Source organism: Moellerella wisconsensis ATCC 35017 (assembly GCF_001294465.1).
Classification (GTDB): Bacteria; Pseudomonadota; Gammaproteobacteria; order Enterobacterales; family Enterobacteriaceae; genus Moellerella; species Moellerella wisconsensis.
Genome location: NZ_LGAA01000014.1, coordinates 132,068 through 152,144 on the forward strand (window position 1 = coordinate 132,068; position 20,077 = coordinate 152,144).

Sequence of the window (20,077 nt, forward strand, 5' to 3'; positions counted from 1 at the left end):
TTAATGTCTATTGAAATTAAAGTACCCGATATCGGTGCTGATGCAGTTGAAGTCACCGAAATTATGGTCAAAGTTGGTGATAAAGTAGAAGTTGAACAATCACTGATTACTGTTGAAGGTGATAAAGCTTCTATGGAAGTCCCATCGCCAGAAGCTGGTGTCGTTAAAGAAATCAAAATTGCTGTTGGCGATACTGTAGAAACTGGCAAATTGATCATGATTTTTGAATCTGCAGCGGGCGCAGCTGAAGCGGCACCTGTCGCACAACCAGCGGCGGCTTCAGCAGCACCGGCTGCCGCAGAATTAAAACAAGTTGAAGTCCCTGATATCGGTGATGATGAAGTTGAAGTCACTGAAATTATGGTGAAAGTAGGCGATGTTATTTCTGAAGAGCAATCATTAATTACTGTTGAAGGCGATAAAGCTTCAATGGAAGTCCCTGCACCATTCGCAGGTACAGTTAAAGAAATTAAAATTGCTGCTGGTGATAAAGTTAAAACCGGTTCACTGATTATGGTGTTTGAAGTTGCTGGTTCTGGTTCTGCGCCAGTTGCTGAGCAAGCTCCAGCTCCTGCTGCTTCAGCGGCACCTGCAGCATCAGCTGTTAAAGATGTGAATGTTCCTGATATCGGTGGTGATGAAGTTGAAGTCACTGAAATCATGGTTAAAGTTGGCGATAAAGTTGAAGCTGAACAGTCAATTATCACTGTTGAAGGTGATAAAGCTTCTATGGAAGTGCCTGCGCCATTTGCTGGAACAGTTAAAGAAATTAAAATTGCTGCTGGCGATAAAGTTAAAACCGGTTCTTTGATTATGAGCTTTGAAGTTGTCGGTGCGGCACCTGCGCCATCAGCACCAGCAGCACAATCTCCAGCTGCGTCGGCACCTGCCGCAGCTGCACCATCAGCACCCGCGAAAGCGGCTGATGGTAAAAATGAATTTGTTGAAAATGATGCTTATGTTCATGCAACACCGGTTATTCGCCGTTTAGCGCGTGAATTTGGTGTTAACTTGGCAAAAGTTAAAGGTACTGGGCGTAAAGGCCGTATTCTGCGCGAAGATATCCAAACTTACGTTAAAGATGCAGTTAAACGCGCGGAAGCAGCACCAGCGGCAGCTACTGGTGGCGGTATTCCGGGTATGTTGCCTTGGCCAAAAATCGACTACAGCAAATTTGGTGAAGTCGAAGAAGTTGAATTAGGCCGTATTCAGAAAATATCTGGCGCAAACCTCAGCCGTAACTGGATGATGATCCCTCACGTTACGCTGATGGAAGATGCTGATATTACTGAAGTTGAAGCATTCCGTAAGCAGCAAAATAAAGAAGCAGAGAAAAAACAACTGGGCGTGAAAATCACTCCATTAGTCTTCGTAATGAAAGCCGTTGCTCGTGCATTAGAAGAAATGCCACGTTTCAACAGCTCAATTTCTGAAGATGCTCAGCGTTTGTTCCTGAAAAAATATATCAACGTCGGGATTGCAGTTGATACTCCGAACGGTTTAGTTGTTCCTGTCTTTAAAGATGTGAACAAAAAAGGTATCGTTGAGCTTTCTCGCGAATTGATGGAAGTCTCGAAAAAAGCGCGTGCAGGTAAGCTGACAGCTGCTGATATGCAAGGTGGATGTTTCACAATTTCTAGCCTTGGTGGTATCGGTACAACCGGATTTGCACCTATTGTTAATGCACCAGAAGTGGCAATTATGGGTCTGTCGCGTTCAGCGATGAAACCGGTATGGAATGGCAACGAGTTTGTTCCTCGTCTGACATTACCAATGTCTCTCTCTTTTGATCACCGTGTGATTGATGGTGCCGATGGTGCTCGTTTTATCACTCGCGTTGGTGAATTGATGAGTGATATTCGTCGACTGGTCATGTAATTAATTAGGCCGGCTGATATGCCGGCCTACTTTATTTAGCATGTGGCAGAATTTTTTTCTGTTTGTCCAACAGGTTGAGAGTTCCGTCACGTAATGATCCTTTTCAGGGTGTTAACAATTCTGTAAACTGCTTACAGTATGTACGTCTCGGTGGAATAACTCGATTTTTTGTCTGACCCGCCGGACAAAACAATAAGAGGTCATGATGAGTACTGAAATTAAAGCCCAAGTCGTGGTACTTGGTGCAGGTCCAGCAGGATATTCTGCGGCATTCCGTTGTGCTGACTTAGGTCTAGAAACTGTTTTAATTGAACGCTATTCTACCCTGGGTGGTGTTTGTCTGAATGTTGGTTGTATCCCTTCTAAAGCGTTGTTGCATGTTGCTAAAGTAATTGAAGAAGCCAAAGCATTAGCTGAGCACGGTATCGTTTTTGGCGAGCCTAAAACCGATATTGATAAAGTTCGCTTGTGGAAAGATAAAGTTATAACTCAGTTAACGGGCGGTTTAGCTGGTATGGCGAAAGGCCGTAAAGTGACCGTTGTTAATGGTACGGGTAAATTTACTGGTGCTAATACACTGGTAGTTGACGGTGAAAATGGTTCAACAACGATTAACTTTGATAATGCCATCATCGCCGCCGGTTCTCGTCCTATTCAATTACCATTTATTCCTCATGAAGACCCACGCGTTTGGGATTCTACAGATGCACTGAAACTGAAAGAAGTTCCTGAGCGTTTGTTAGTTATGGGCGGTGGTATCATTGGTCTAGAAATGGGTACGGTTTACCATGCTCTGGGTTCTCAGATTGATGTTGTTGAAATGTTTGATCAAGTGATCCCTGCAGCGGATAAAGACGTCGTTAAAGTTTTCACTAAACAAATTAGTAAAAAATTCAATCTGATGCTGGAAACCAAAGTTACTGCGGTTGAGGCAAAAGAAGACGGTATTTATGTCACGATGGAAGGCAAAAAAGCGCCAGCAGAACCTCAGCGTTATGATGCTGTTCTGGTTGCTATCGGTCGTGTACCAAATGGTAAAGGTTTGGATGCAGGTAAAGCGGGCGTTGAAGTTGACGATCGTGGCTTTATCCATGTTGATAAACAAATGCGTACTAATGTGCCGCACATTTTTGCGATTGGCGATATTGTTGGTCAGCCAATGTTGGCTCATAAAGGTGTGCATGAAGGTCATGTTGCAGCTGAAGTTATCTCTGGTCTGAAACATTACTTTGATCCAAAAGTTATTCCTTCTATTGCTTACACTGAACCTGAAGTCGCATGGGTAGGTTTGACTGAGAAAGAAGCTAAAGAGAAAAATATTAGTTACGAAGTAGCCTCTTTCCCATGGGCAGCTTCAGGCCGTGCAATTGCTTCTGATTGCTCAGAAGGGATGACTAAACTGATTTTTGATAAGCAATCAAACCGTATTATTGGTGGTGCTATCGTGGGTGTTAATGGTGGTGAATTACTGGGTGAAATTGGTCTTGCAATCGAAATGGGTTGTGATGCTGAAGATATCGCTCTGACTATTCATGCTCACCCAACGTTGTATGAATCAATTGGTATGGCTGCAGAAATCTTTGAAGGCAGCATCACTGATCTACCAAATGCTAAAGCGAAGAAAAAGAAATAATATTAATTTCTTTTGAATGCTAAAAATTTCAAATGGCTTCTGGAAACAGAGGCCATTTTTTTTCGCCCTAAAATTTAAAACTTAGTAATTTTCTTGATAGCTAACTTACATGCTAATTAATTAATCTGAATTTGAGATAAATAAAATAATATGGGTTTTATTTTATTTATGTTCAAAATATGTACCTCGATACGATTTATTGGGAATAACCTCTTAATTGTTTGATGAACTGTGATGAAGCTGAAAGAAATCGATGATAGTTGATGATTAAAGCCAATAAATAGACTATAAAAAGTAGGGTTTTATGATTTTCTTTCACCCATAAAGAGTGTTTTGAACTGAAAAATCGGTCTAAAAGACAGGTAAAGTTTAAAATTGGTCATTCAATGTTGCTTTATTGTGAAGAATTTAACATTGGAGTTAAACTTTGCTATGCTGGGAGCCCGTAGCTGGGCATAATTTTATTACTACTGAGATTATGCGAGCAAATTCCTCTGACCTGGCACTAACTTTGAATAAATAAAGAAGGTGCAGACAGCCGGGTATATAAATTAAAATGAAGCGAGGAGATAGTCGTGCTAAAAGAATACCGTGAGCACGTAGCCGAACGTGCAGCTCAAGGGATTGTCCCTACACCTTTAAATGCTGCACAAGTTGCAGAGCTGGTTGAGTTACTGAAAAATCCACCGCAAGGTGAAGAAGAGTTTCTGTTAGATCTGTTAATAAACCGCGTTCCCCCAGGCGTTGACGAAGCTGCATATGTTAAAGCGGGCTTTTTGGCTGCACTTGCGAAAGGCGAGGCTTCTTCTCCATTAATTACTCCCGAAAAAGCGATTGAACTGCTCGGAACTATGCAGGGCGGTTATAATATTCATGCATTAGTTGAAGCGCTAGATAATGAAAAATTAGCCCCCATTGCTGCAAAAGCACTTTCCCACACGCTGTTAATGTTTGATAGCTTCTATGATGTTGAAGAGAAAGCGAAAGCGGGAAATGTATACGCTAAACAAATTATGGAATCATGGGCGAATGCCGAATGGTTCTTATCACGCCCAGAATTAGCTGAAAAACTGACTGTTACCGTCTTTAAAGTGACCGGTGAGACTAATACAGACGATCTTTCTCCGGCACCAGATGCTTGGTCGCGCCCTGATATTCCTTTGCATGCGTTAGCTATGTTGAAAAATCCACGTGAAGGTATTGAGCCTGATGAAGTGGGGGCCGTGGGGCCAATTAAACAAATTAACGCGTTAGCTGAAAAAGGTTTCCCACTGGCTTATGTGGGCGACGTTGTGGGTACGGGGTCTTCACGTAAATCAGCGACTAACTCTGTATTGTGGTTTATGGGGGATGATATCCCTTATGTGCCTAATAAACGTGGTGGTGGTGTGGTTTTAGGCAGTAAAATTGCGCCTATCTTCTTCAATACTATGGAAGATGCCGGAGCCTTACCGATAGAAGCGGATGTTTCTGCGCTGAATATGGGTGATGTTATTGATATTTATCCATTTAAAGGCGAAATTCGCGATCACGAAACTAACCAATTATTATCAACATTTGAGTTAAAAACAGATGTATTGATTGATGAAGTTCGTGCCGGTGGACGTATCCCGCTGATCGTCGGTCGTGGATTAACCACTAAAGCGCGTGAATCATTAGGGCTTCCTCCTTCGGATATTTTCCGCCATGCAAGAGCCGTTGCACAAAGTGATAAAGGCTTCTCTTTAGCTCAAAAAATGGTGGGTCGAGCATGTGGTCGCACAGGGATCCGTCCTGGCGAATATTGTGAACCTAAGATGACATCTGTCGGTTCACAAGATACTACTGGGCCAATGACGAGAGATGAGTTGAAAGATTTGGCATGTTTAGGATTCTCGGCTGATTTAGTTATGCAGTCGTTCTGCCATACTGCAGCGTATCCTAAACCTGTAGATGTCACGACACATCATACATTGCCTGATTTTATTATGAATCGTGGAGGGGTTTCGCTGCGTCCAGGCGACGGGATTATCCATTCATGGTTAAACCGTATGCTGCTGCCAGATACTGTCGGTACCGGTGGAGACTCTCATACTCGTTTCCCTATCGGTATTTCATTCCCTGCAGGTTCTGGATTAGTCGCATTTGCCGCCGCTACAGGCGTGATGCCATTAGACATGCCGGAATCGGTATTAGTGCGCTTTAAAGGGAAAATGCAGCCGGGAATTACACTACGTGATTTAGTGCATGCAATTCCATTATATGGCATTAAGCAAGGATTATTGACAGTCGAGAAAAAAGGTAAGAAAAACATTTTCTCTGGCCGAATTCTTGAAATTGAAGGTTTGCCGGAATTAAAAGTAGAGCAAGCTTTTGAACTTGCTGATGCTTCAGCTGAACGTTCTGCTGCCGGTTGTACTATTAAGTTAGATCAAGCGCCAATTATTGAATATCTACAATCTAATATAGTGTTACTCAAATGGATGATCTCGGAAGGTTATGGTGATCGCCGTACATTAGAACGCCGTATTATCGGTATGGAAAATTGGTTAGCCGATCCTCAGTTATTAGAAGCCGATTCTGATGCAGAATATGCAGCAGTGATTGAGATAGATCTTAATGATATCAAAGAGCCTATTTTGTGCGCGCCTAATGATCCTGATGATGCTCGCTTGTTATCGGATGTAGCGAATACAAAAATTGATGAAGTATTTATCGGTTCTTGCATGACTAATATTGGTCATTTCCGTGCCGCAGGGAAATTGTTAGAGCAACATAAAGGGCAGTTACCGACTCGTTTATGGGTTGCTCCGCCGACCAAAATGGATGCAGCGCAGTTAACTGAAGAAGGCTATTACAGCATCTTTGGTAAAAGTGGTGCGCGTATTGAAATTCCTGGCTGTTCACTCTGTATGGGAAATCAGGCGCGGGTTGCAGATGGTGCAACGGTTGTTTCTACTTCGACACGTAACTTCCCTAACCGCTTAGGAACTGGAGCAAATGTATATTTAGCTTCTGCGGAATTGGCTGCGGTAGCATCATTATTGGGTCGTTTACCAACATCGGAAGAGTATCTGAAATTTATGGATAAAGTTGATGAAACGGCACAAGATACTTATCGTTATCTTAACTTTGATCAATTGCAGCAATATACTGACAAAGCAGATAAAGTGATTTTCCAAACTAGCGTATAAATGTACTCTTGAAGATTGGATTAATTTATACAGCAATACCGCTCATTAATAGTGAGCGGTATTTTTTTGCTCATTAATAATGAGATAAATAAACTCTCTGGATTATTGCTGATGCTTCCGTTTTAGCGTGAGAATTTGAGATATACTATTTTGTAAAGGTAATAGTTTTATAGCCCGTTAAGCGAATGGGTGAAAATAAACCGGGCAGTGAATGATAAAGTTATGTTATAACGCCGACAAAATTTCGCCCCGTTCGATAGACTGTGAATATCGAGTATGTAGCGAATATTTTCACGCTATACAGCAGGCTCAACGCTAATAAAGGGGAATTACATGGATTATGAATTTTTTCAGGATCTCACTGGGGTGATATCAGCAAAATTTTCCATGGATCATGAGGCTATTGGGTATTGGCTAAATGAAGAAGTGAAAGGCGATCTATCTATCATTGAGCAGATAAATAATGCGTTTTCAGAGATTAAAGGTAGCAATAAACAGTGGCAGAAGATTGGGCATGAATATACTTTGCTAATGGATGATGAAGAAATCATGATCCGAGCAAATCAATTGGTTTTCGAGACCGACGATTTGGAAGAAGGTATGAGCTATTACGATAATGAAAGTGTCGCTTTTTGCGGTATTGAAGATTTTCAGCTTATGCTCAGTGACTACAGTCAGTTTGTCCTCGCTAATACCCGTAGTTTTACATACGTAAAATGAAGTTTAATTTGTCAATTTAATCAAAAAACAGCTATCCTTTGATCAGCAACAAGAAGTATATAATATTTAAACCATGATTTTCTAAGGTGATTAATTAATGAATAGTAATGATGTAACAGGTGCTCTCAATGAAGCGACAGGTTGGTTTGCTGATAATCAGGAGTTGCTTTTACAATATGTGGTAAATATTGTTTCTGCTTTTGTCATCCTAATTATCGGTTTAATCATCTCAAAATGGGTTGGCAGAGGAATTCAGCGCGTAATGACATTACGTGGCATCGATAAGACGGTTAGTGATTTCTTATCTGCTATTGTTCGTTATGCTATCGTTGCATTCACTCTAATCGCTGTTTTAGGTAAAATTGGCGTACAAACGGCGTCAGTGATTGCGGTGATTGGTGCGGCCGGTTTAGCTGTAGGTTTAGCGCTGCAAAATTCACTGGGTAACTTTGCTGCGGGTGTATTGTTGGTGGTATTCAGACCTATTCGTGCTGGCGAATATATTATTGCGGGTTCCGTCGAAGGTACGGTGCAATATGTACAAATATTCTCGACAACTTTAAAATCAGCCGATGACCGTATTATTGTTATCCCTAATGGTAAAATGCTCAACGATAATATTATCAATACCAGTCGTGAGCCTAATCGTCGTACTCAAATGATTATTGGTGTCGCCTATGATTCTGATATCGATGAAGTAAAAAAAGTACTGGGCGATATTGTTGCGGCAGATAATCGTGTATTACATAATTTAGGTGTAACCATTCGTTTAAATGAAATGAGCCCGTCTTCATTAGATTATGTAGTTCGTTACTGGTCATCAAATGCAGATGCCTTACCTATTTATTGGGATTTAATGGAAAACTTTAAACGTGCGTTAGACAAGCACGGTATTGGAATTCCATTCCCTCAAATGGATGTTTACTTACATCAACAAGCACAAGCTGCAGCGAAAAAGCAGCCTTCAGATGCTTAATAAATAAATTCAAAATCTCAACCGATATCTACGGATGTCGGTTTTTTTTAGTATCTATATAAGTAAATCTAATGAGATATTAGAATTATTAACTTCATCTAATATTAATTTATCCCTAATATCAGCTCGAGAAAACTATATTTGGGGATAAAAATGCTAACTATATATTTACAGGGATTATTTCTTGGTGCGGCCATGATATTACCATTAGGCCCACAAAATGCCTTTATTTTACAACAAGGTAGCCGTCGTCAATTTCATTTAATGAGTGCCGCCTTATGTTCGTTGAGTGATATGATTTTAATTGCCGTTGGGGTCTTTGGTGGTAGTGCTTTGTTAAGTCAGTCTGATTTATTGATGACATTTATTACTTGGGGTGGGGTAGTTTTTCTTGCATGGTATGGGTTTGGCGCAGCTCGCGCTGCATTATCAAATAACCTCACTGTCGTGCGAGCAGAGATAGCTCCGACTAGTCGTAAACGGGTGGTCTTCATTTTACTGGCAGTCACTTGGCTTAATCCCCATGTTTATTTGGATACTTTAATTATTTTAGGCAGCATAGGTGGCCAGCTTGAGTATACACAGCGCTCTTGGTTTACTTTTGGCGCATTAACGGCATCATTAGTTTGGTTTTTTGGACTATCAATATTGGCAGCTGGATTATCTCCTCTGCTTAGTCGGCCTATCTCACAGCGTATTATTAATATTTTTGTGGCTAGCGTCATGTGGTTGATTGCATTTAAGTTAGCAATACAGGGTATTCAGCACTGAAAATTTCTTATTAATCTGAGATTATCTTTACATTTAGTATGTTAATGTTATTAACGTTATTTATTATTTACATATTCTATCAACTACTGTCGTTATCCGATTTTTAGTGGCTTTCATACTTATTTATATCAATATTCGCTGAGAGTATGAGTAATCGGACACACAGTAAAAAGTTATCCTAACTAATGTAATTCAGGAGATGCTGTGAAATTGAAATCACTCGCTGTTGCGGCCATGATTGCTGGTCTATCAATGCCTCTGCTTACTCAGGCTAATACGTTACCTGAAGGGCCTCATATTACTACTTCGGGTAACTCGATTATTAAGGCGGAGCCAGATATGGCGACGTTGAATATTAATGTTGAGGTTTCAAACAAAGATGCCTCGAAGGCAAAAAGCGCGGTAGATAAACGTGTAGCTGAATATTTTGAGTTTCTCCAACAGAATGGCATAGAAAAACAAGATATCGATGCTGCTAATGTGCGTACTCAGCCAAAATATGAATATGATAAAGATACCCAAAAATCATCAATTGTAGGCTATACCGCAGTACGTTCGGTTGAAGTTAAAGTTAAAAAACTGGATCAGCTGAATACACTATTAGACGGTGCACTTAAAGCCGGCTTGAATGAAATTAATTCTGTTCAGTTTGGCGTAAGTAATCCGCAGCAATATCGTGAGCAAGCACGTGAACAAGCAATAAAAAATGCAATCGAACAGGCAAATGCTTTAGCTAGTGGCTTTAAAGTACAGTTAGGCCCGGTATACAGTATTAGTTACCGAGCCCCAGATGCTGCCCCTTATCCAATGCCACGGGTTAATTACAGCATGAAAATGGCTGGAGCTCCGGTAACTCAAGCTGATGTTGATGAAACGTACCAGCAGCAGAGTATCGATTTTAACGATCAGGTCGATGTTATTTTTGAACTGAAGCGCTAAGCCTCAGCTGTTTGATCTAACTCTTGTTTCAGCATATGGCGTCCTGTTTTTAGCAGGGCGTCAGTAACATTCTGCATAGTCCGACTTTCTGGTGCAAAACGGTGCCAATAAAGCATCCGTCGTTGATATAACCCCGGCGTTAAATCGATTAATTCGCCCGAATCTAATTCTTTGGCAATTTGTAGATGCGGGATCATACAGCAGGTCGATCCTTGTTTAGCTAATTGGACAAAGGCCTCAGAAGAATTAACGATATGGCAAGGAACACTGCCCGGTGATAATCCAAAGTTTTGTTGCAAAAAAGCTTGATGCATATCATCAAGATGATCGAAAGCAACCGCAGGGGCTTTTAATAATGCCGTTCGGGTGACACCGCCCGGAAAGTAACGCTTAGCAAACTGAGGTGAAGCTACAAACAGATAATCTAAAGCCCCAAGTTTGTCGACTAAACAGCCTGGTAAGGGTTGTGGCTGAATACTTATCGCACCCACCACTTCACCACGGCGTAATCTTTCTTGCGTTCGTGTTTCATCTTCAACTTGAATATTCAAGCGTATGGGGCTATTGATTAACACCGGATTTAATGCCGGTAATAACCAAGTTGCGAGGCTATCAGCATTTACAGCTAAAGAAAGCAATAACGGAGTAGAACCGCCATTTTCATCGCCAAGCCATTGTTCTTCAAGTAATTCAACTTGATGCAATAGCGCCAGTAGTTTTTGCCCTTGTTCAGTAGGATGTGGTGGAACGGTCCTTACCAGCAGCGGTTGACCAAATAAATTTTCCAATTGTTTGATCCGTTGTGATACAGCGGATTGCGTGATACATAGCTTTTGGGCAGCCCGTTCAAATCCTCGCTCGCGGATGACTGCATCCAGTGCCTGTAGCGCGCGGTAATCAGGGCGCTTCATCTCAGAACTCTCCTTTCTATAGTTTGTTTTTATTCTATTTTATTCTGTTGGTACTCTATTTTTACTATGCCATAATTTTCACTAGAACACTTGAAATATTGTTTATACTCGTCAGCATAGTTCAAGTCAGTATATTTCAAGTCAGTATATTTCAAATTAGTATAGTTAAACGCGATATTAGAATAATTGCGCTATCGTAGTGAAGCCACTTGATGTAGCTTCGACCCTGTTAGATATATCAACTTACCTACACAAAAAGGCTAAATATGACTCAGGATGAATTAAAAAAAGCAGTTGGTTGGGCGGCATTGAAATATGTCAAACCAGGAACAATTGTTGGCGTTGGTACCGGATCAACCGCTGCGCATTTTATTGATGCACTGGCTACGATGAAAGGCCAAATCGAAGGAGCAGTATCTAGCTCAGAGGTCTCCACTCAGAAATTAAAAGCGTTGGGTATTCCTGTTTTTGATTGTAATGAAGTGGATTCATTAGATATTTATGTTGATGGCGCCGACGAAGTTGATCACCATATGAACATGATCAAAGGTGGTGGTGCGGCACTAACTCGCGAGAAAATTGTCGCGGCGATTGCCAAGACATTTGTTTGTATTGTCGATCAATCCAAACAAGTGGATGTTTTAGGTAATTTTCCATTACCGGTAGAAGTCATTCCAATGGCACGCAGCTATGTAGCTCGTGAATTAGTTAAACTAGGTGGGATGCCTGAGTATCGTCAGAACGTGGTGACGGATAATGGCAATGTAATCTTGGATGTACATAATCTAGCGATCGTTAATCCGCAGGAATTAGAACAAAAAATCAATCAAATTGCCGGCGTAGTGACTGTCGGATTATTTGCTCATCGCGGTGCGGATATTGTACTAATGGGGACTAGCGAAGGCGTGAAAACAATTGAAGCATAATTTACTATGATGTTTGTATTGCGGTGATTATAAGCTTCAACGATTGGTATCATAACGCCTAATTTTGATTGGGCGTTATTTTTTTAAACTAACGTTCGGATTAATTTTGAATTTATTGAATACCCATAGTTAACCGATTTATCTATTAAAACCTTATCGTAAAAAATATTTTAATTATTTATTAACCCGCTATTTTGGTGATATATATCACATAAATCATTCTACAATTATCTAAATCCTGATTTTATCTTATCTAGTTTCATATTATTTCGTATAACTTCTTTTTTACTGCTATTTATCCTACAGAGGAAGCAATCGATTGTATTGATACTATGCTGTTTTTTGTTATGTTGTTTATAACACTCCTGAACGTCACAAATATTTAAGCATGATAGGGTAGGGCAAATGGTCAAGGTATCTTTAGAGAAAGACAAAATAAAATTTTTATTATTAGAAGGTGTACATCAGAGCGCTGTCGATAATCTACGTGCTGCGGGTTACACTAATATCGAATACCATAAAGGTGCATTATCTGAAGAAGAATTAAAAGAAGCGATTAAAGATGCACGCTTTGTAGGGATCCGCTCTCGAACTCATCTTACTGAAGAAATTTTTGCGGTAGCAGAAAAACTGGTTGCAGTGGGTTGTTTCTGCATTGGTACCAACCAAGTTGATTTAAATGCAGCCGCAGTGCGCGGTATCCCTGTATTTAATGCGCCTTTCTCCAACACTCGTTCTGTGGCTGAAATGGTATTAGGTCAACTATTACTCTTGATGCGTCGTATTCCTGAAGCCAATATGAAAGCTCATCGTGGTATCTGGGATAAACAAGCTAAAGGATGCTATGAGGCGCGAGGTAAAAAACTGGGGATTATTGGTTACGGGCATATAGGAACGCAACTGAGTATATTAGCAGAAAGTATCGGAATGGATGTCTATTTCTATGATATCGAGAATAAACTGCCACTAGGTAATGCAACTCAAGTTCGTACGTTAGCAGAACTGCTAAATATGAGCGATGTAGTCACTCTACATGTACCAGAAACCCCTTCCACTAAAAATATGTTTGCGAAAGAACAACTTGAGTTAATGAAGCCTGGCTCAATTTTGATTAATGCTTCTCGTGGAACTGTGGTTGATATTCCGGCGTTGAGTGAAGCACTAGAAAGCAAACATTTATCCGGTGCAGCAGTGGATGTCTTCCCTAGTGAACCTGCAAGCAACGACAATCCTAATGATCCATTCGTTTCTGAATTAATTAAGTTTGATAATGTTATTCTAACGCCGCATATCGGGGGATCAACCGTCGAAGCACAAGAAAATATCGGCTTAGAAGTTGCGAGTAAATTAGCTAAGTACTCAGATAATGGTTCGACGTTATCTGCAGTCAATTTCCCTGAGGTTTCATTACCGGTACATGGCGATGATACTAACCGTTTACTGCACATTCATGAAAATCGCCCCGGTATGATGAACAGCATAAACCAAGTGTTTATGGAAAATAATATCAACGTAGTTGGTCAATATCTGCGTACCAGTGGAAATATTGGTTATGTGGTCATTGATATTACAACGCAAGAACCAAAACAAACGGGCGAAACACTACTACAGCTTAAGCAGTTACCAGGAACAATTCGTGCCCGTTTATTGTTCTAAATTTATTGGTTATTTTTCATCTCGTTATGGTGTTGACCGCGATAATATGTGATTAGAAATGTAATACGAAAAGTAGTTAACGTTGAATAAAGTCGTTAACAAAGCTAAATAAAATAAAGCCAGCATTGAGGACGAGTTCAGTGCTGGCTTTTTGTATGGTTATGAATTGAGTAAACGTTTGTTCTTTTAATGGTTATTTTATTACCAGCGCCAAATCTTTTGAGGGGTAATTATTTCTGGCAGCGGTATATCCCAAGTAGCGGCAGGTAATTTATCCACTTGTTGGCATTGATGTGCTAGCCCAATCGGATAAAATCCCTTTTGCTGCCAACCGGCTAAGATCCGGTCATAAAATCCTCCCCCCATTCCTAGCCGTTGGCCAATAAGATCAAAAGCAACTAACGGGATCAGCATAATATCTAATTGATTGAGCGGTAATACTTGCTGGACATCAAGTGCTGGTTGCTGGATATTAAAGCGATTTTTAACCAGTTGGGTTGTTGGTGTATAGGCTAAAAATAATAAACTGTGTCGATTAAAAGGGTGTAAGACTGGCAAGTAAACGTGTTTTTCTCGCTGCCAAAGTTGCTGGATTAACGGCATAGTGTCGATTTCGCCATCAAAAGATAAAAATAACGCGATAGTTTGGGCGGATTGAACGTTGGGATCAGATGAAACTTGCTGGCTAATATATTGAGCAGCCTGCTGTTGCTGGCTTTTAGTTAATTGCTGGCGTTTTTGCCTTATTTGTTGGCGGATACTTTTTCTGAGTTGAACATCGTTCTCAAGCATAGAATAGAGCCCAGTATGATGAAGGAGCTAGAAAGTTATGATCCTAGTATAGCTGGTAATAGCAGAAGAGAGAAAACTGATAGATGACGATAGGGTAGAGTAATAGCTAAGATATATTTAACGGTGGGTTGGATAGGACAAGTTGAATAATAGATGTACAAAGTAAAATTTTAACTATTTAACCTACTAGTTAAAATTTGGGTCTCCAAGATGCCGTTACAGGCTGTAACCCTTGAACCCTTGGTTCAAGGTGAACGCAGCATCGCAACCTTTAGGCTTCCTGAACGTTCCAGGCATGCTCACCAGCGCATCAACCACATTCTTTTCTTTCGAAATATCGGCTCAGGGGACTCGCCCGTTGACGAACATCTCAGAGAGATTTGGTCGAGTGCTATACAGCAACTCTATACATCTATTGTATGAAACTAGATTGAGAAAGCAACCTAAATTTAATACTTTTTTATTTACTAGTGTATGATTTTTAAACGAAATTATTCTATATGCGCCACAGGTCTTTCTGTAATGCGCACTTGGTCGTGCAGCGCTTGTTCTATAGTCTGCTGCAACATTTTAATCTTCTCTTCCATATTATAAGCATAATCACGCGTTTTTGTCTTTTCTTGTGCTAATTCGTGACATACATTCAGCGCAACAATAAAAACAAGTTGTTCAGTATTAGTTACACCACTGCGGTTTTTTAAATCTTGTAGACGTTGTTCTAGTTCGTCTGCTGCTAAAAGCAGCGCTTCTTGTTGTTCGGGAGGGCAATTAACCCGCATCGAGCGCCCGAAAATTTGAAGATCAACCGGTTGTGCAGACATGATATCTCCCTGCGTAAATAGGACACACCGTAATAAAGTTAAATGTTCGGCGTATATCGAAGTAAATTCCGCTATAATACCCATCTACGCTGAAAAAACAGACTAATTATAGGGTTATCTGGTATAGCGACTATCCTTGATGGTAGCATATCATGAATTATTACCGCTAACGTGACGAAAATACATGTCAATACAAAAAACTTTACCTAATTATGAATCGCTCGATAAATTACTTGAACAGCAATCTGTGGCGCTCACTGCGGCGGAAATTCATGGGCTGATCACCGGCTTAATTTGTGGGGGGAATCGCGACCACAGCTGGAAGACATTAGTACATGATTTGGCTAACGATGGACTGGCTTTTTCCCATACATTAGCTGAACCATTAAGAGAACTATACGATTATACATTTGAGTCTCTTGATGATACTGAATTTAATTTTTCTTTATTTCTTCCTGATGATAATGCCTCTATTTTTGATAGAGCGGATGCCCTGTCTGGCTGGGCTAATCATTTCTTATTAGGCATCGGTGTATTACAACCAAAATTAACTGATAAGAAAGAAATTAATGAAATCATTACTGATTTGCGCAATATTGGCATGTTGGGATATGACGAAGATGAAGATCAAGAAGAGCTAGAGCAAGCGCTAGAAGAAGTTCTTGAATATGTTCGCGTAGCGGTACAGTTATGTTATATCTCATTAACTGAGGGCAAAAGTTCGCCAACAGCGGCAGAGAATCAAAAACCAACATTGCATTAATCTAGCGAATATATTTAAGTAACGGGAGCGATTAGTTAATGGCTGAAAGGTTTATTAGTTAGCAGCTCCCGCTGTATTTAATCCTCCGGATCGGTTATTAGCACCAAGCTATCTTAACTTATGGGTTCTAGATAGCATCAATGCAGTCTCATCAGAAAATTACAGGCAGGAGAGGGTATATGAACAAACAAGAATTTATGTCCCGTCGAAGAGCACTATTGGCTCAGATGCAGCCAGCCAGTGCGGCAATTATATTTTCAGCGCCGCCAGCTCAGCGCAATGCGGATTCTGAATACCCTTATCGCCAACATAGTGATTTTTTATATTTGACAGGATTCAGTGAGCCTGAAGCCGTATTAGTGCTGATTAAAAGTGATGAGACACACAGTCATAGTGTATTATTTAATCGAGTGCGTGATTTAACGGCTGAAATTTGGTTTGGCCGACGGCTTGGCCAAGATGCTGCGCCAGAAAAACTGGGGATTGATAAAGCACTGCCATTTGATGAAATTAATGATCAACTATATCAGTTATTTAATGGCCTTGATGTGGTTTATCATGCGCAAGGTGAATTTGAATATGCGGATAAATTGGTATTTTCAGCGTTAGAGAGCTTACGCCAAGGCAGTCGCCGCAATCTTAAAGCGCCATCTACATTGATCGACTGGCGTCCGATAGTGCATGAATTGCGTTTGTTTAAATCAGATGCTGAAATTGAATTATTGCGTAAAGCGGGAGAGATTTCCGCCTTAGCACATATTAGAGCGATGAAAGCCTGTAAACCGGGTATGTTTGAATATCAATTAGCCGGCGAGATAGAATATGAATTTACTCGCCATGGTGCTCGTTATCCTTCCTATAATAGCATTGTTGGTAGCGGAGATAACGCTTGCATCCTTCATTACACTGAAAATGAAAGTAAAATGAAGGATGGCGATATGGTTTTAATTGATGCGGGGGCTGAATATCAAGGATATGCCGGTGATATTACACGTACATTTCCCGTAAACGGTAAATTTAGTCGTCCTCAGCGTGAAATTTATCAAATTGTCCTGAAAGCCTTAAATACGGCATTGGAATTATATCGCCCAGGAACCAGCATTAGCCAAGTAACGCAACAAATTTTGCGGATTAAAGTCGAAGGTTTAGTAGCGCTGGGTATTTTACACGGTGATGTTGAGCAACTAATTGAAAGCAAAGCTTATCAGCCATTTTTCATGCATGGATTAAGTCATTGGTTGGGGTTAGATGTGCATGATGTCGGTTATTATGGTTCAAATCGTGACCGTATTTTAGAGCCGGGAATGGTATTAACTATTGAGCCTGGTTTATATATTGCTCCAGATGCGGATGTTCCGCATGAATATCGTGGAATTGGTATTCGTATTGAAGACGATATTGTTATTACCAAAGATGGTAATGAAAATTTAACCGCAACAGTGGTTAAAGATGCAGATGAAATAGAAGCATTAATGGCACAGGTTAAAAATTAATAAGTCATATACCCGGTAGTAATATTGGTGTTAAGTGCTAATTTTAAGCTTTAATTAAGACACGAGTGCGCTTGAATGATGATGGGTATATAAGGTAAAGAACAAATAATGAACATGATTATTGTCGGTGGTGGAATGGCTGGCGCAACGCTTGCATTGGCTATTTCTGCCTTAAGTCAAGGAAAGGTAAAGGTTTCGTTAGTCGAAGCGTCGCTGCCAAATCAACAACATCCAGGGTTTGATGCCCGCTCTATAGCTTTAGCGTATCAAACCTGCAAGCGACTTGAGCAGATTGGCATTTGGTCTGCACTGGCTTCTTATGTTACACCGATTACTCATGTTCATGTTTCAGACAGCGGGCATGCGGGCTTCGTTAATATTGATACACATGATTATCAAATTCCACAACTTGGTAATGTCATTGAATTGCATGATGCAGGATCACAACTATTTAAGTTGCTACAACATGCCCCCGGAGTAACGCTTTATTGTCCAGCCAAAGTTGCCTCTATTTCTCGAACTGCCCAGCAAGTCTCGGTGACGCTGGATAATGGCCAAATGATTAATGGTGAATTATTGGTTGCTGCCGATGGTTCTCAATCTGCCGTAGGCCATGCGTGTAATATTCAGTGGCAACAGGATGATTATCAACAAGTTGCGGTTATTGCTAATGTGAAAACAGCAGAGGATCCACAGGGCCGTGCTTTTGAACGATTTACTGAATTTGGTCCCTTGGCTTTATTGCCAATGTCTCAAGGGCGAAGTTCATTAGTTTGGTGTCATAGTAACCAGAACATGGATGCCATAAACTCATGGAATGACGCTGAATTTAAGCAAAAATTACAAACGGCTTTTGGCTGGCGTTTGGGCAGTATTGATTACGTGGGAAAACGTACTTGTTATCCGCTGTCTTTACGTCAAGCTGTTCGTCAAATTAGCCACCGAGTTGCTTTAGTGGGAAATGCCTCGCAAACGCTTCATCCTATTGCTGGTCAAGGGTTTAATTTAGGCATTAGAGACGTTATTCAGTTAGCTCAAAATGTGACTAAAGCAGCAGAGCAAGGGCGAGATATTGGGTCATTCGCGGTATTAAACCAATATCAACAGCATCGAAATGATGATAGAAAGAGAACGATCGGCATGACCGATGGATTGGTTCGTCTGTTTGCTAATCGTTGTCTTCCATTGGTGGTTGGTCGAAATATTGGCTTAATGGCAATGGAAATGTTACCTCCAGCGCGTGATATACTGGCCCGACAAACATTGGGTTGGGTTGCGCATCAATAACCACAAAATTAAGAGGACTTATCAGTATGCAATCATTTGATGTGGTTATCGCTGGTGGTGGAATGGTTGGTTTAGCTTTAGCGTGTGGCTTAACCGGCAGTGGATTACGGATTGCGGTAATTGAACACCAACCATCGGTACAGAATTTTAATCCACAGTCAGAGCCAGAGCTGCGAGTTTCGGCAATTAATGCCGCCAGTGAAAAACTACTGACACATCTTGGTGTTTGGTCGCGGATTAAATCCATGCGAGCAAGTCCGTATACAGAAATGGAAGTTTGGGATAATCACAGTTTTGGACGTATTCATTTTTCGGCACAACAAGCCTCAAGTACTCATTTAGGTCATATCGTTGAAAATAGAGTGATCCGTGACGCATTATGGCAACGTGTTTTAGAATGTGATGATGTGCAGATAATTTCACCCGCTGCTATCGAGAAGATCCACTGGGGAGAGAACGAGGCATTTATTACACTTAGTGATGAGCAAGTATTAACCGCAAGGTTAGTGATTGGAGCGGATGGTGCGCAATCGTGGCTACGAACCCACGCCGATATTCCATTAACCTTTTGGGACTATGAACATACCGCGCTAGTAGCGACAATTCGTACCGAGCAGCCTCATGGTGGGGTGGCTCGTCAGGCATTTCATGGTGATGGAATTTTAGCTTTTTTACCGCTCAGTGACCCGCATTTATGCTCTATTGTTTGGTCTATTCCTGCACTGTTGGCGGAGCAACGTAAAATTAGCGATGTCACACAGTTTGAACGAGAATTAAGTGTAGCTTTTGATATGCGCTTGGGATTATGCCAGCTGACAAGCTCACGTTTTACAGTGCCACTGGTTGGACGCTATGCGCGCAATTTTGCGGCTCAGCGCTTGGCTTTATTAGGCGATGCGGCCCACACGATTCATCCATTAGCTGGGCAAGGAGTTAACCTCGGATTTATGGATGTAGCCGAGTTGATTGGTGAATTAAAACGTTTGCACCGTGAAGGCAAAGATATCGGACAATATTTATATCTACGCCGCTATGAGCGACGTCGTAAACATAGTGCTGCACTAATGCTCGCGGGTATGCAAGGATTTAGACAGTTATTTGATGGCAATAATCCGGCCAAGAAATTATTGCGTGATTTAGGTTTATTGTTAGCTGATAATTTACCTGGCGTAAAACCTCAGTTATTGAATCATGCTATGGGGCTCTCAGATATGCCGGAATGGTTGCAACAATTATCTATAATTGAAGAGCGCGAGTAGAACAAAAGACCAAGAAGAACCAAAATAAGAGTGTTCTGCTTGAGGCTGACGCCATTATTTAGCTGACCAGATTGGTTGG

Annotated in this window: 16 protein-coding genes and 1 other RNA gene; 13 read left to right on the forward strand and 4 right to left on the reverse strand. The window is 40.9% G+C overall.

All coding sequences use genetic code 11. The features are described 5' to 3' along the window. Window positions 1-3 precede the first annotated feature (3 nt). The 7 genes from aceF (at window position 4) to M992_RS06920 (ending at window position 10,090) form a co-directional block, all read left to right on the forward strand. The gene (aceF, locus tag M992_RS06890; protein ID WP_053907887.1) at window positions 4-1,878 is read left to right on the forward strand and encodes a pyruvate dehydrogenase complex dihydrolipoyllysine-residue acetyltransferase; all 1,875 of its coding nucleotides are present in this window, start codon (window positions 4-6) and stop codon (window positions 1,876-1,878) included. A 205-nt stretch (window positions 1,879-2,083) separates the two neighbouring features. Continuing rightward, window positions 2,084-3,511, forward strand: a complete 1,428-nt coding sequence (gene lpdA, locus M992_RS06895; RefSeq protein WP_047255299.1) for a dihydrolipoyl dehydrogenase — start codon at window positions 2,084-2,086, stop codon at window positions 3,509-3,511. A gap of 575 nt (window positions 3,512-4,086) precedes the next feature. Continuing rightward, window positions 4,087-6,684, forward strand: a complete 2,598-nt coding sequence (gene acnB, locus M992_RS06900) for a bifunctional aconitate hydratase 2/2-methylisocitrate dehydratase (protein ID WP_053907888.1) — start codon at window positions 4,087-4,089, stop codon at window positions 6,682-6,684. A gap of 333 nt (window positions 6,685-7,017) precedes the next feature. Beyond that, the gene (locus M992_RS06905; protein ID WP_053907889.1) at window positions 7,018-7,404 is read left to right on the forward strand and encodes a YacL family protein; all 387 of its coding nucleotides are present in this window, start codon (window positions 7,018-7,020) and stop codon (window positions 7,402-7,404) included. A 97-nt stretch (window positions 7,405-7,501) separates the two neighbouring features. After that, window positions 7,502-8,380, forward strand: a complete 879-nt coding sequence (gene mscS, locus M992_RS06910; RefSeq protein WP_047255296.1) for a small-conductance mechanosensitive channel MscS — start codon at window positions 7,502-7,504, stop codon at window positions 8,378-8,380. A 153-nt stretch (window positions 8,381-8,533) separates the two neighbouring features. After that, window positions 8,534-9,151 carry an arginine exporter ArgO gene (gene argO / locus M992_RS06915; RefSeq protein WP_053907890.1) on the forward strand — a complete coding sequence of 206 codons (618 nt, stop codon included), beginning with the start codon at window positions 8,534-8,536 and terminating at the stop codon, window positions 9,149-9,151. A gap of 204 nt (window positions 9,152-9,355) precedes the next feature. Then, entirely contained in the window at window positions 9,356-10,090 is a 735-nt protein-coding gene (locus M992_RS06920) for an oxidative stress defense protein (RefSeq protein WP_053907891.1), read from the forward strand. On the opposite strand, the gene M992_RS06925 is transcribed toward M992_RS06920, so the two are convergent. Continuing rightward, entirely contained in the window at window positions 10,087-11,001 is a 915-nt protein-coding gene (locus M992_RS06925; RefSeq protein WP_053907892.1) for a LysR family transcriptional regulator ArgP, read from the reverse strand. The two genes, M992_RS06920 and M992_RS06925, sit on opposite strands and share 4 nt — an antisense overlap. Before the next feature lie 266 nt (window positions 11,002-11,267). Between M992_RS06925 and rpiA the strand changes: the two genes are divergently transcribed. Continuing rightward, window positions 11,268-11,927: a ribose-5-phosphate isomerase RpiA gene (gene rpiA, locus M992_RS06930; protein WP_053907893.1), complete on the forward strand. Its 660-nt coding sequence runs from the start codon at window positions 11,268-11,270 to the stop codon at window positions 11,925-11,927. A 405-nt stretch (window positions 11,928-12,332) separates the two neighbouring features. Next, the gene (serA, locus tag M992_RS06935) at window positions 12,333-13,583 is read left to right on the forward strand and encodes a phosphoglycerate dehydrogenase (RefSeq protein WP_053907894.1); all 1,251 of its coding nucleotides are present in this window, start codon (window positions 12,333-12,335) and stop codon (window positions 13,581-13,583) included. Window positions 13,584-13,784: 201 nt separating this feature from the next. Here serA and M992_RS06940 read toward each other — a convergent pair whose 3' ends face one another. The 3 genes from M992_RS06940 to zapA all read right to left on the reverse strand — a co-directional run bounded on the left by M992_RS06940 (window position 13,785) and on the right by zapA (window position 15,196). Beyond that, window positions 13,785-14,375 (reverse strand): 5-formyltetrahydrofolate cyclo-ligase, encoded by a 591-nt coding sequence (locus M992_RS06940; RefSeq protein ID WP_053907895.1) that lies wholly within the window; start codon window positions 14,373-14,375, stop codon window positions 13,785-13,787. Between the two features lie 198 nt (window positions 14,376-14,573). Beyond that, window positions 14,574-14,755: non-coding RNA, 6S RNA (gene ssrS, locus M992_RS14680), on the reverse strand. 111 nt (window positions 14,756-14,866) lie between these two features. Next, a complete protein-coding gene (gene zapA / locus M992_RS06945) occupies window positions 14,867-15,196 on the reverse strand; it encodes a cell division protein ZapA (RefSeq protein ID WP_047255289.1) in 330 nt (109 codons plus the stop codon). Window positions 15,197-15,380: 184 nt separating this feature from the next. On the opposite strand from zapA, the gene M992_RS06950 reads away from it, so the two are divergent. The 4 genes from M992_RS06950 (at window position 15,381) to ubiI (ending at window position 19,998) form a co-directional block, all read left to right on the forward strand. Then, complete coding sequence (locus M992_RS06950; protein WP_053907896.1) at window positions 15,381-15,959, forward strand: YecA/YgfB family protein; 579 nt, start codon at window positions 15,381-15,383, stop codon at window positions 15,957-15,959. Window positions 15,960-16,138: 179 nt separating this feature from the next. Continuing rightward, on the forward strand, window positions 16,139-17,452 hold the full coding sequence (gene pepP, locus M992_RS06955; RefSeq protein WP_047255287.1) for a Xaa-Pro aminopeptidase: 1,314 nt from the start codon (window positions 16,139-16,141) through the stop codon (window positions 17,450-17,452). A gap of 108 nt (window positions 17,453-17,560) precedes the next feature. Next, complete coding sequence (gene ubiH, locus M992_RS06960) at window positions 17,561-18,739, forward strand: 2-octaprenyl-6-methoxyphenyl hydroxylase (RefSeq protein WP_053907897.1); 1,179 nt, start codon at window positions 17,561-17,563, stop codon at window positions 18,737-18,739. Window positions 18,740-18,765: 26 nt separating this feature from the next. Continuing rightward, window positions 18,766-19,998, forward strand: a complete 1,233-nt coding sequence (gene ubiI / locus M992_RS06965; protein ID WP_053907898.1) for an FAD-dependent 2-octaprenylphenol hydroxylase — start codon at window positions 18,766-18,768, stop codon at window positions 19,996-19,998. The last annotated feature ends 79 nt before the right edge of the window (window positions 19,999-20,077 follow it).